This is a genomic window from Crossiella sp. S99.2, from assembly GCF_023094165.1.
Classification (GTDB): Bacteria; Actinomycetota; Actinomycetes; order Mycobacteriales; family Pseudonocardiaceae; genus Crossiella.
In genome coordinates, this window is record NZ_JALMDK010000003.1 from 636,143 (window position 1) to 648,369 (window position 12,227).

General features: G+C 70.8%; 13 protein-coding genes. 3 read left to right on the forward strand and 10 right to left on the reverse strand.

Annotated elements, in window-relative coordinates; genetic code table 11:
- Positions 1-70: 70 nt before the first annotated feature.
- Genes MZC64_RS14250 through MZC64_RS14260 form a run of 3 tightly spaced genes read left to right on the forward strand, consistent with a single transcriptional unit; the run spans position 71 to position 3,310 of the window.
- Positions 71-1,552 carry an NAD(P)/FAD-dependent oxidoreductase gene (locus MZC64_RS14250; protein WP_247756702.1) on the forward strand — a complete coding sequence of 494 codons (1,482 nt, stop codon included), beginning with the start codon at positions 71-73 and terminating at the stop codon, positions 1,550-1,552.
- The gene (locus tag MZC64_RS14255) at positions 1,545-2,477 is read left to right on the forward strand and encodes a patatin-like phospholipase family protein (protein ID WP_247756701.1); all 933 of its coding nucleotides are present in this window, start codon (positions 1,545-1,547) and stop codon (positions 2,475-2,477) included. Before MZC64_RS14250 ends, MZC64_RS14255 begins: the two co-directional genes overlap by 8 nt.
- The gene (locus MZC64_RS14260; protein WP_247756700.1) at positions 2,474-3,310 is read left to right on the forward strand and encodes an SDR family oxidoreductase; all 837 of its coding nucleotides are present in this window, start codon (positions 2,474-2,476) and stop codon (positions 3,308-3,310) included. Before MZC64_RS14255 ends, MZC64_RS14260 begins: the two co-directional genes overlap by 4 nt.
- Here the strand turns inward: MZC64_RS14260 and dmpG are convergent.
- From dmpG to MZC64_RS14310, 10 genes are read right to left on the reverse strand one after another with little or no spacing between them, the layout of a single operon-like run.
- The gene (dmpG, locus tag MZC64_RS14265; protein WP_247756699.1) at positions 3,295-4,320 is read right to left on the reverse strand and encodes a 4-hydroxy-2-oxovalerate aldolase; all 1,026 of its coding nucleotides are present in this window, start codon (positions 4,318-4,320) and stop codon (positions 3,295-3,297) included. The two genes, MZC64_RS14260 and dmpG, sit on opposite strands and share 16 nt — an antisense overlap.
- Positions 4,317-5,249, reverse strand: a complete 933-nt coding sequence (locus MZC64_RS14270) for an acetaldehyde dehydrogenase (acetylating) (RefSeq protein WP_247756698.1) — start codon at positions 5,247-5,249, stop codon at positions 4,317-4,319. The genes dmpG and MZC64_RS14270 overlap by 4 nt, the downstream gene beginning before the upstream one ends.
- Positions 5,246-6,043, reverse strand: a complete 798-nt coding sequence (locus MZC64_RS14275) for a 2-keto-4-pentenoate hydratase (RefSeq protein WP_247756697.1) — start codon at positions 6,041-6,043, stop codon at positions 5,246-5,248. The genes MZC64_RS14270 and MZC64_RS14275 overlap by 4 nt, the downstream gene beginning before the upstream one ends.
- Positions 6,044-6,083: 40 nt before the next feature.
- Positions 6,084-6,656, reverse strand: a complete 573-nt coding sequence (locus MZC64_RS14280) for a PadR family transcriptional regulator (RefSeq protein ID WP_247756696.1) — start codon at positions 6,654-6,656, stop codon at positions 6,084-6,086.
- 18 nt (positions 6,657-6,674) lie between these two features.
- Positions 6,675-8,108, reverse strand: a complete 1,434-nt coding sequence (locus MZC64_RS14285; RefSeq protein ID WP_247756695.1) for an aldehyde dehydrogenase — start codon at positions 8,106-8,108, stop codon at positions 6,675-6,677.
- Entirely contained in the window at positions 8,105-8,320 is a 216-nt protein-coding gene (locus MZC64_RS14290) for a tautomerase family protein (protein ID WP_247756694.1), read from the reverse strand. Before MZC64_RS14290 ends, MZC64_RS14285 begins: the two co-directional genes overlap by 4 nt.
- Position 8,321: 1 nt before the next feature.
- Positions 8,322-9,110: a 2-keto-4-pentenoate hydratase gene (locus MZC64_RS14295; protein WP_374205721.1), complete on the reverse strand. Its 789-nt coding sequence runs from the start codon at positions 9,108-9,110 to the stop codon at positions 8,322-8,324.
- Positions 9,107-10,405, reverse strand: a complete 1,299-nt coding sequence (locus tag MZC64_RS14300; protein ID WP_247756693.1) for an aromatic acid/H+ symport family MFS transporter — start codon at positions 10,403-10,405, stop codon at positions 9,107-9,109. The genes MZC64_RS14295 and MZC64_RS14300 overlap by 4 nt, the downstream gene beginning before the upstream one ends.
- A gap of 33 nt (positions 10,406-10,438) precedes the next feature.
- Positions 10,439-11,323: a VOC family protein gene (locus tag MZC64_RS14305; protein ID WP_247756692.1), complete on the reverse strand. Its 885-nt coding sequence runs from the start codon at positions 11,321-11,323 to the stop codon at positions 10,439-10,441.
- Entirely contained in the window at positions 11,320-11,991 is a 672-nt protein-coding gene (locus tag MZC64_RS14310) for a class II aldolase/adducin family protein (protein WP_247756691.1), read from the reverse strand. Before MZC64_RS14310 ends, MZC64_RS14305 begins: the two co-directional genes overlap by 4 nt.
- Between the last annotated feature and the right edge of the window lie 236 nt (positions 11,992-12,227).

Sequence of the window (12,227 nt, forward strand, 5' to 3'; positions counted from 1 at the left end):
TATTGCCGCCCACCCGGGAATGACATATCGTTCCGCTAGTGACACCACATTCCGTTACGGAGGGTCACCTATGGCTGCCCAGTACGACGCCGTGATCGTCGGAGCCGGCTTCGGCGGGATGGGTGCGGCGATCCAGCTCCACCGGCTCGGCCACCGCAGGCTGCTCATCCTGGAACGGGAGGACGACCTCGGCGGCACCTGGCACGTGAACCGCTATCCCGGCCTGGCCGTGGACATCCCGTCGGCCACCTACTCCTACTCCTTCGAGCCCAACCCGCACTGGTCCCGGCTGTTCGCGCCGGGTGCGGAGCTGAAGCAGTACGCCGAGCACGTGGCGACCAAATATGAACTGCGGCCGCACATGCGCTTCGGCACGACGGTGACCGGGGCGCACTGGGTCGAGGACGAGTCGCACTGGCGGATCGGCATCGCGGGCGGGGACAGCGTCACCGCGACCTACCTGTGCACCGCGACCGGTTTCCTCTCCCAGCCCAAGGTGCCCGACATCGAGGGCATCGAGAACTTCGGCGGCAAGGTCATCCACACCACGGCCTGGGACGACGACTACGACCTGACCGGCAAGCGGGCGGCGATCATCGGCACCGGCGCGACCGCGGTGCAGCTGATCCCGGAGGTGGCCAAGGTGGCCGCGGACCTGACCGTGTACCAGCGCACCCCGATCTGGGTCAGCCCGAAGCCGGACTACCGGATCCCACCGCGGTTACGCCGCCTGTTCGCCCGGATCCCCCTTGCCCAGCGGGTGGTGCGGACGGTCGGCAACGTGTTGCTGGAACTGCTGATGATCTCCGGCGTGGTGCACTACCGGCGGCTGCGGATCACCAACCGGATTGCCGAGCGGTACTGCCGGGCGCACCTGTTCCGCCAGGTCCGCGATCCGGAGCTGCGTCGCAAACTCACCCCGGACTACTCCTTCGGCTGCAAGCGGCCCACCTTCTCCAACACCTACTTCCGTGCCTTCACCCGGCCGCACGTGCACCTGGAGACCAGCCGGATCGAGCGGGTCGAGGAGCAGGCGATCGTCACCGCGGACGGCCGCCGCACCGAGATCGACGTGCTGTTGCTGGCCACCGGCTTCAACCTGTGGGACGTCAACTTCCCGGCCATCGAGATCATCGGCCGTGCTGGGAAAAACCTGGGCAAGTGGTGGCGGGAGAACCGGTTCCAGGCCTATGAGGGCGTCACCGTGCCCGGCTTTCCCAACCTGATCTCGCTGAACAGCCCGTACTCCTACAGCGGACTGTCCTACTTCACCACCATCGAATGCCAGATGCAGCACCTCGATCGGCTGTTCCGGGCGATGCGCGCCCGCAACGCCACGGTGTTCGAGGTCAGCCAGGAGGCCAACGACCGGTTCCTGGCGCTGATGCGGGACAAGGTCGGCGATTCGGTGTTCGCGCTCGGCCAGTGCGCCACCGCGAACAGCTACTACTTCAACCAGCACGGCGAGGCCACTCTGCTCCGGCCGACCTCCACCCGCAACGCGCAACGCGAGGCAGTCCGCTTCCCGTTGAACGACTACAGCTATGCCTAGGCGCGGGCTGGCCATCGGCTGCGGTGGCACGCTGGGGTTCGCCTGGACGGCGATCGCTTTGCAGTCGGTGCAACGGCAACTGGACTGGGACGCGCGGACCGCGGAGGTGTTGCTCGGCACCTCGGCGGGGGCGGAAATGGTGGCGTTGCTGGGATCCGGGCGGTCCGCGGACAGCATCGTGGCCGCGTTGGACGGGTCGGGCGAGGATGCGGTGCTCGCCGGGCATCTGGCGCGGCATCCGGGGATGCGGCCGCCGTTGCCGGGGTGGGGCTGGCCCGCGCGTGGCCTCGTCAGCAGTGGACTGCGGGGCGAGGTGGATCTGACGGCGGGATTGGCCGGGCTGTTACCCAAGGGCCGGGGTGATGCCGGGTGGCTGCGCGAACTCGGTGACCAGCTGGCCGGTGGCTGGGTTGCCCATCCCGCCACCTGGATCGTCGCGGCCGACGCCGCCACTGGCAGCCGGACCGCGTTCGGCTCCCCCACCGCGCCGGAAACCGTGCTGGGCCAGGCAATCGCTGCGTCCTGGGCGATCCCCGGCTGGTTCCCGCCGGTCCGGATCGCGGGCCGCGAGCACGTGGACGGTGGCACGATCTCCTCGGTCTCAGCCGATCTGCTCGTCCCCCTCGAACTGGATGAGGTCGTCGTGCTGGCCCCGATGACCAGCGAACACCCGGTCCCGGCCACCGGCCTGTCCCGGCTGGAACGGTTGCTGCGCAAGCGGATGACCCGCGGCCTGGACCGCGAGGTCCGACAGCTGCGCGCGGCGGGCACCCGGGTGATCCGGGTCGAACCCGGACCGGCCGAACTCGCCGCGATGGGCGCCAACTTCATGGACCTGCGCCGCAGACAGTCCACAGTGGACGTTTCCCGGCTGCACACACCCACCCGCGTGCGCGCGGCGATCAGCAACGGAGTCGCCGCATGACCCGCTTTCCGCCCCTCGACCTCACCGGGGCCTGTGTCGCGATCACCGGTGGCGCACAAGGGATCGGCCGGGCGACCGCAGGCGCCTTCGCCCGCCGCGGCGCCCGGGTGGCGATCGGCGACCTGGACTTCGACCTGGCCAAGGAAACCGCCGCCGAACTCGGCGGCACCGCGCACCGGCTGGACGTCGGCGATCCGGAGTCCTTCCGGGTCTTCCTGGCCGAGGCCGCTGCCGCGCACGGTGAACCGGCCGTGCTGGTCAACAATGCCGGGATCATGCCCAACGGTGGTTTCCTCGACCTGGACGAGCGCACCAACCGGTTGATGATCGAGGTCAATCTGTTCGGGGTGGTGCACGGGATGCGCCTGGTGCTGCCCGGCATGCTGGCCAGGGGCCGTGGGCACATCGTCAACGTGGCCTCGCTGGCCGGGAAGTTCCCGGTGCCGGGCCTGGCCATGTACAACGCGAGCAAGTTCGCCGTGGTCTTGCTGAGCGCGGCCACCCGGCGCGAGTACGCCGCCCGCGGGGTCAGCATCAGCACCGTGCTGCCCTCGGCGGTGGACACCGGGCTGTCCGCGGGCCTGGACATGAAGCCCATCCCCAAGGTGCAGCCCGCGGACATCGCCAGGGCCGTGCTGGGTTCGGTGCGCTCGCGCCGGGCCGAGATCGCGGTGCCCGGCTACGTCGGCGGGCTCGCCGCGCTGGCCGCGATCACCCCCGAACCCCTGCTCAACGCCGTCCGCAGGCTGATGCGCGATGACCGTGCGCTCCGGCCGGACAGTCCGGAGCGCCACGCCTACCGCAGCCGCCTCGACGATCAGGAGACCCGCTGATCCCGGGCCGCCACCAGGTCCAGTGCGATATCGGCGATGAGGTCCTCCTGGCCGCCGACCAGTCTGCGGCGGCCGACCTCGACCAGGATGCTCCGGGTGTCCAGACCATGGTGGGCGGCGGCGGTTTCGGCGTGCCGCAGAAAGCTGGAGTACGCGCCCGCGTAGCCGAGGGTGAGGGTTTCCCGGTCGATCCGGACCGGGCGGTCCTGGAGTGGGCGGACCAGGTCGTCGGCGGCGTCCATCAACGCGAACAGGTCGCAGCCGTGCTGCCAGCCGGTCAGGTCGGCCACCGCGACGAAGGCTTCCAGGGGGCAGTTGCCCGCGCCCGCGCCTTGTCCGGCAAGGGAAGCGTCCACCCGGGTGGCGCCGGATTCCACCGCCACCACCGAATTCGCCACGCCCAGGCCCAGGTTGTGGTGGGCGTGGATGCCGATCTCGGTGGCCGGGTCGAGGGTGTCGCGGTAGGCGCGGACGCGGTCGCGGACGCCGTCCATGGTGAGCCGGCCGCCGGAGTCGGTGACGTAAACGCACTGCGCGCCATAGGATTCCATCAGCTTGGCCTGGCGGGCGAGTTCGGCGGGTTCGGCCAGGTGGGACATCATCAGGAAGCCCGCGGTGTCCATGCCCAGCTCGCGCGCGGCGGCCAGGTGCTGGGCGGCCACATCGGCCTCGGTGCAGTGGGTGGCCACCCGGACCGCGCGGATGCCGAGCGCGTGCGCCTGTTTGAGGTCGCGCACGGTGCCGATGCCGGGCAGCAACAGCGTGGTCGGCACGGCGTGCTGGACCACGCCGGTGACCGCCTCGATCCATTCCCAGTCGGTGTGCGCGCCAATGCCGTAGTTGATGCTGGACCCGGCCAGGCCGTCGCCGTGCGCGACCTCGATGGCGGTCACGCCCGCCGCGTCCAGGCGCTGAGCGATGGTGCGGACCTGCTCGACGGTGTAGCGGTGCCGGACGGCGTGCATGCCGTCCCGCAGCGTGACATCGGTGAGATAGAGCGGCGTGCTCATGCGGACACCTCCTGCGTGCGGGTGCTGGCGATCCGTTCCGCGGTGCGCAGGGCAGCGGAGGTCATGATGTCCAGGTTTCCGGCGTAGGCGGGCAGGTAGTGCGCGGCGCCCTCGACTTCGAGGTAGACCGAGACCCGCACCAGTTCGCCTGCTGGGCCAAGGGCGCGCAGTGGGTCGTCGGCGGCCACGGTGGCGAACTGCACCCGCTGCTTGAGGCGGTAGCCGGGCACGTACTGCCGCACGTTGTCCACCATGTGCTCGACCGAGGCTGCCACCGCCGCGGTGTCGCAGGCGGAGACCAGGCAGTACACCGTGTCGCGCATGATCATGGGTGGTTCGGCGGGGTTGAGCACGATGATCGCCCTGGCCCTGGCCGCCCCGCCGACCTGTTCCAGGGCGCCGGCGGTGGTTTGTGTGAACTCGTCGATGTTGGCGCGGGTGCCGGGGCCGGCCGAGCGGGAGGCGATCGAGGCGACGATCTCGGCGTAGTGCACCGGGGTCACCGCGGACACCGCGGACACGATCGGGATGGTGGCCTGGCCGCCGCAGGTGACCATGTTGACGTTGCGCGCTCCGCCGGCCGCCTCCGGGTTGACGGCCGGGACGACGTAGGGGCCAATGGCGGCCGGGGTCAGGTCGATCAGGGTGCGGCCGAGTCCGCGCAGCACCTCGTCGTGGTGGCGGTGCGCGCCGGCGGAGGTGGCGTCGAAGACCAGGTCGATGCCGGCGAACTCGTCCAGGGCCACCAGTCCGTCGATGCCGCCCGCGGTGGTGGCGATCTTGAGCCTGCGCGCCCTGGCCAGTCCGTCGGAGTCCGGGTCGATCCCGGCCAGCGCGGTGATCTCCAGGTCGCCGGAAAGCCGGCGGATTTTCATCATCAGGTCGGTGCCGATGTTGCCGGAGCCGATGATGGCTGTTTTCGTGGTCATGCCTGATCTCCTTCCGACTGTCCAAAGTAGACACTCACGCCGCCGAGGCCGGTGATCTCGGCGGCGAAGTGGTCGCCGGGGACCGCGTTGACCACCGGGCCCAGTGCGCCGGTCAGCACCACATCGCCCGCGCGCACCGGGTCGCCGAGCGCGGCCAGGGTGTTGGCCAGCCAGGCCGCGGCAAGCAGCGGGTCGTCCAGGCAGTTGGCGCCGATGCCGGTGGAGGCCTCCTTGCCGTTGCGGCGCATGGACATCAGCACCGTGCGCAGGTCCAGCTCACCCAGCGGGACGGGGGTGCCGAGCACGTAGAGCCCGGCGGAGGCGTTGTCCGCCACGGTGTCCACGAAGCTGATGTCCCAGCCCGCGATCCGGCTGTCCACGATCTCCAGCGCGGGCAGCACGTACCGCACGGCCCGGCGGATGTCCTCCGGCCGGTACTCGGTGCCGGGCAGATCCTGGTCCAGGATCAGCGCGACTTCCGCCTCCACCTTGGGCTGCAACAGCCTGCCGGGTGCGACCACACCGCGGTCGGCGACCTCGGTGTCGGCGAAGAGCGCACCGAAGTCGGGCTGGTCCACGCCGAGCTGGCGTTGCACGGCCGGGTTGGTGAGGCCGATCTTGCGGCCGGTGATCCGCCGTCCAGCGGTGACCGCGGCGGCCACGTTGGTGCGCTGCACAGCGTAGGCGGCGGTCACGTCGCCGTCGGCGAACAGCGAGCGCACGGGCGGGCAGGCGATGCCGGTGCGGGCGGCCTCGGCCAGTGCGTCGGCGGCCTTGACGATATCGGCGTTCATGGGTGCCTCCTGGGGATGTGGGCCCAGGCGACTGCCGGGCCTAGGCCTCGTCGAGCAAGCGCAGCCCTTCCCGGGCCCAGGCGATCCTGGTCTCGGCCACGGCCGCCTGGCCGGCGAAGACGTGTGCCTTCAACCGGGCCATCCGGTCGTGCTCGCCGGGTGGGCGGTGGCTGAGGCGTTCCTTGAGCAGTTCGGTGTCCTTGGCCAGCAGCCGGGCGCTGTGCGCGGTCGCGTGCTCGGCCGCCGCCTCTTGCTCGGCGATGAACTCGGTCAGCACCCGCTTGGCCGCTTCCGGTTCCACCAGGTCGAAGTAGAGCGCCTGCACGTCCAGGGCGTCCCTGGAGGGCGGGCTGGGGTGCGCGGTGCCGATCCACTGCCGCAGTTCGGCCAGCCCCTGCTCGGTGATCGAGTACACCGTGCGGACCCGGCCGCCGGTCTTCAGCTGCTCGCCGGTGATCAGGCCACCGGCCTCCATGGTCTTGAGCGCCGGGTAGATCTGGCTCTGCGGGGCCGACCAGACCCATCGGGTGCTGGCGCTGAAGAGCTGGGTGAGTTCGTAGCCGCTCATCGGCCTGGCCTCGAGCACTCCCAGCAGAACGTGCTGAATCGACATGTATCGACCTTAGTATCCTCATCGGTCGATCCGCATGGTCACGGTCCGGGCCTCGGTGAAGAACTCGCGGCTGAACAGCCCGCCCTCGCGGCCGAGGCCGGAGTCACCCATGCCGCCGAAGGGCGCGCGCAGGTCGCGGACGAAGAAGCAGTTGACCCACACGTTGCCGCTGCGCAGGCTGCCCGCGACCCGGTGCGCGCGGTGCAGGTTGTCGGTGAAGACCATGGCGGACAGGCCATACCGGCTGTCGTTGGCCAGCGCGACCGCTTCCTCCTCGGTGTCGAACGGGGTGAGCGTGACCACCGGCCCGAACACCTCCTCGCGCAGCACGCGGGCCTCCCGCGGCGGGTCGAGCACGATGCTGGGGCGGACGAACCAGCCTGGCGCGCCGCCACCGCCGAGCACCTTGGCGCCGCCGGTGGCCGCCGGGTCGAGGTAGCCGGTGACCTTGCGGTAGTGCTCCTCGCTGGCCAGCGGGCCGAGCCGGGTGGCCGGGTCCTTCGGGTCGCCGAGGGTCATGGCCGCGGCGGCGTCGGCGAAGCGGGCGGTGAACTCCTCGTACACCCCGCGCTGCACGTACAGCCGGGATCCGGCCAGGCAGACCTGACCGGAGTTGCCGAAGGCGGCCTCGATCGCCCAGGTCACCGCGTTGTCCAGGTCGGCGTCGTCGAAGATCAGGTTGCAGCCCTTGCCGCCCAGCTCGAAGCTGACCGGGGTGAGGTTGGCCGCGGCGGCTCTGGCGATGGCCCGGCCGGTGCCGGACTCGCCGGTGAAGGTGATCCGGTCCACCGCCGGGTTGACGGTGAGCGCCTCGCCCGCGGAGTCGGGGCCGAAGCCGTGCACCACGTTGAGCACCCCGGGCGGCAGACCGGCCTCCAGGGCCAGTTTGGCAAGCAGGTACGCCGAATGCGGGGTGTCCTCGGCCGGTTTGAGCACCACGGTGTTGCCCCAGGCCAGCGCGGGGGCGACCTTCCAGGTTTCCAGCATCAGCGGGAAGTTCCACGGCGCGATCGCGGCCACCACTCCGGCGGGGGCGTGTTCGCTGTAGACGTGGTGGCCGGTGGGCGAGGGCAGGTGCTGGGATTCGGCCAGCCGGGCGTGGTCGGCGAAGAAGCGGAAGTTGTGCGCCGAGCGCGGCACGTCCTTGCCGATGGCCGCGGTGAGTGGTTTGCCCATGTCCTGGGTGTCGGCCAGGGCCAATTCGGCCCCGTTCTCCTCCATCAGGTCGGCGAGCCGGTGCAGCAGTTTGCCACGCTGTTCGAAGGACAGCCGTGGCCAAGGCCCGTCGTCGAAGGCGCGGCGGGCCGCGTCCACCGCGAGGTCGGCCTCGCGGGCGCCGCCGAGGGCGACGGTGGCGTAGCTTTCCCTGGTGTAGGGGTCGATGTCGTGGAACACCGCGCCGTCGGCCGAGTCGACCTCGGCGCCGTCGATCACATGCTTGATCTCGGTCATCGCTCCTGCTCCCGTTCGGTGTGGGTGGTCTTCTCGGCCAGGGTCTGTCCGCCCGCGCTCCACAGCCGGGGCGGGATCTCGTTGAGCAGCACCCGGATCTGTTCGTCCCGGACGCCGAGGCTGTCCCGGATCGCGGCGTGCACGGCGTGCAGGCAGGCGCGCAGGGTGTCCGGGTCGCGGCCCTCGGCGAGGTCGATGCGCACGATCGGCATCTCAGCCCCCCACCGTGATCCGGCCCAGGCCGGTGAACTCGGTGGTGACGTAGCCGCCCGGCGGCAGCGGCACCGCGTCGGTGACGCCGCCGGTGAGCACCAGCCAGCCGGCCTCGATCCGGTGGCCGCGGCGGGCGAGGGTGTTGGCGGCCAGGGCGAGGGCCTCGGCCGGGTGGCCCTGTACGGCGGCGCCGGTGGCGGTGTGCACCACCGTGCCGCCGGATTCCACCACACAGCCCTCCAGGGCGAGGTTGAGTTCGCCGGGGTCGCGGCCCAGCGCGCCGGTGACGAAGGCGCCCGAGGAAGCGTTGTCCGCCACCACATCCGGCAGGGTGAAGCGGAAGTCCCGGTACCGGCTGTCGATGATCTCGATCCCGGCGAAGACCTGGTCCACCGCGCAGATCGCGGTCGCGGCGGACACCCCGGGCCCGGTGAGCGAGCGGCCCATGACGAAGGCGATCTCCGGTTCGGCTCGTGGGTGGATCAGCCGTTCCCGGGGCACTGGTGCGCCCGCGGGCAGGATCATGGCGTCGGTGAGCCAGGCGACCAGCGGTGAGTCCACGTTCATCCGCTGCTGCTTGGCCCGTGAGGTCAGGCCCAGCTTGACCCCGATCAGGGTCTCGCCGCGGGCCAGTCGCAGTCGCAGCGTCTCGTCCTGGATCGCGTAGGCGGTGTCGAGATCGAGTTCGGGCCAGCTGTCGCTCAGCGGTGCGCCGTCGGTGCGGGTGTCCTCGCGGCGGAGCAGCTCCTCGGCTGCGTGTTCGACGGTCCACGATGCGGTGGCGGTCACGACGTCACTCCAGTGGGTTCAGCCGCGACCGGGACGCTGAGGCGGCGGGGCAGCGCGGTGATGGCGAGGGCGCCGAGCACGGCGACCACGGTGAAGAGGTAGAAGTTCCAGTCCGGGCCCAGCTCCGAGTCCAGGACCCAGCCGCCCAGGGTCGGGCCGAGGATCGCGCCGAGCCGCCCGACACCCAGTGCCCAGCCGATCCCGGTCGCTCGCATGCTCGCCGGATATGACCTGGTCACATGGGCGTTGAGCATGTGCATCGTGCCGATCGTGCCGTAGCCGGACACCGCCACCAGCACATAGATCACGGTCTGCCCCGGGTTGACGCTCAGCGCCGCCGAGCACACCGCGGCCAGCGCGAACGAGCCGAGCAGCACCGGCCGCGCCCCGTGCCGGTCGGAGAGCCGCCCGCCCAGCAAAGCCCCGGCCACCGAACCCAGGTTGAACGCGAGCAGGAAGCCCAGCGCCGAACCCAGCGGGTAGCCGGAGGCGCGCATGATCTCCGGCAGCCAGGTGTTGAGCCCGTAGACCAGCAGCAGCGCACAGAAGGAGGCCAGCCAGAACAACACGGTCCGGCGCAGGTAGGTCCGCTCGATGAGGGCCTTCACCCCGCTGAGGCCACCGGCGCGGCGTTCGGCGGGCGGCGGCACCGGCACGCCGAGCCGCGCGGCCAGGGCCTCGGCCTCGGCCTGTCTGCCGTGCGAGACCAGGTATTCCAGTGATTCGGGCAGGTGCCGCCACGCCAGTGGCAGCACCAGGATCAGCGGGGCGGCGCCGACCAGGTACATCACCCGCCAGCCCGCGGTGGGCAGCAGCGGGATGGCCAGGGTCGCGGCCAGGATGCCACCGACGGCGTAGCCGGATTGCATTGCGGCGTAAGTGAAAGTGCGGTGTTTGGCGTCGGCGTACTCGATGGTCAGGGTGGCCGCGGTGGGCATTAGCCCGCCCAGCCCGATCCCGGCCAGGAACCGCAGTGCCAGGAACACCTCGGGCGAGGGGGCCGCCGCGCACAGGGCGGTCAGCACAGAGAACCAGGTCACGCAGAGCAGGAAGGTCTTGCGGCGGCCCCAGGTGTCGGTGAGCGTGCCGGCCAGCAGCGCGCCGACCAGCATGCCGACCAGGGCGGCGCTGCCAATGGTCCCCGCTGTCGAGGCGGTGATGCCCCATTCGGCGCGCAGGGCCTGGATGGTGGTCCCGTAGACCACCAGGTCGTAGCCGTCGAAGGCGAGGGCCAGGCCGCACAGGACGATGATCACTAGCCGCGCCCGGGGACCGGTCAGGGTGGAAGCAGGCAAGACGGGCTCCTTATGCCGTCGGGATTCCGCGGATCACGCGTCGAGCGCGCGGTGTACCTGGGCCTGGGTGGACGGGCGCTGGGTCGGCCCGCGCCACATGTCGATCGCGTCGGGTTCGCTGGGGTCGAACACCCTCGGCACCCAGTCCGCCTCCTCGATCCGGCGCACGCCGTAGGAGTACTCGTAGGTGAGGCCCTCGGGGCCCTTGAAGTAGACGAAGATCGCGGTGGATTGTGGGTGGCGGCCCGGCCCCATCTCGATCTCCACCCCGCGCTCCTGCAGGAACCGCCAGTTGCGCATCACGTCGTCGAGCGAGTCGACCTGGAAGTTGATGTGGCACAGGCCGGGTTCGCTGCCGCGGAACACGGCCAGCTTGTGGTGCACCGGGTCGAACCGCATCAGACAGGCCAGATCCCCGATCCAGTCCGAGACCTTGATGTTGAACAGGGTGGACCAGAACCGGTACGCCTCGCGCACATCGGGCGCGTCCAGGCAGAGGTGGCCGAACTCGGTGATGCCCGCGGGGCGGCCGAAGTGCGGCGGGCGGGCGAGCTGGACCTGACCGGTGACCAGTTCGACCCGGTTGCCGAAGGGATCGTCGAAGGCCAGGAAGTCCTCGACCCGCCGGGACCTGGCCTGCTTGGCATTGCCGCGCACCACCGTGATGCCAGCGGCGGTGAGCTGGTTCTCGGCGTCGGCCAGCGCGTCGGCGTCGGCGACGCTGAACCCGGAGGCCAGCACGCCCGCCTCGCCCTCCTCGAAGGCCAGGCAGTGGTGACGCTGGTCGGCCCGCAGGTACCAGACCCCGTCCTCGTGCCCGACGAGTTCCATGCCGACCACGTCGACGGCGAAGCCGACCGCGGTGGCGGCGTCCGCGGTGCCGGACCGTACGTAGGCGATGTCGTGCAGCGTGATCACGGTCGTCCCTTCGAGTAGCCGGTGCGGAGGTGGGTCCAGAGGCGGCCGAGCAGTTCGGTCTCGGCGGCCAGCCAGGCGTCCTGCTCGTCCTGGGTCAGCGGGCGCGGCCGACCGGCCGCGGCGTGGGAGTTGATCCGGGCCGAGGACTCCAGCAGCCACATCCGGGCCACCGCCTGACCGAGGTCCGCGCCCACGGTGACCGCGCCGTTGCCGCGCAACAGCAGTGCGGGCGACGCGCCGAGTGCCGCGGCCAGTGACTCTGCTCGGTCCCGGTCCCGCACCAGGCGGACATCGGGGAAAACCGGCACCTCGGTGCCGAGAAACGCGCCCTGGCCGTGCAACGGGCGGATCGGCAGGTCCGCGCCGGCCAGTGCGGTGGCAGTCTCGGGCTGGGCCCGGCAGATCGCCCGCACATCCGGGCGGGCCCGGTAGATCGCGAGGTGGATCCACGCCTCCCGCGGCGTGCCCTCGGGGAGTTCGGTGGCGCCCGGCGCGATGACCATCGCGCGGTCGGCGGGGGTGAGCGAGCCCAGCGGGCGGGGCGGGGTGATGAGCAGCGACCCGTCCTCCACCAGCGCGGACACATGGCCGAAGGCCGACACGAGCCCGGCCTGGGCCAGCACTCCCGCCGCATCCAGCAGATCATCTTCGATCCGGCTTTCCTTCATAGTTCGAAAGGTACATGTATCAATAGAACTATGGGAAGAGCCAAGCTCCCCTCGACAGCTGAACGACAGCTCACCCACCCACCGCCGTGTTGGCCGTTCCGGACGCCGTGTTGGCCGTTGTGGACGCCGAGTTGGCCCAACTGGTACGCCAATTTGGCCCAAGTGGGCGTACCAGTTGGGCCAAGTGGTACAAGTTCGGCCAAGACTGGGTACGACAACGGCCAACACGGCGGGGA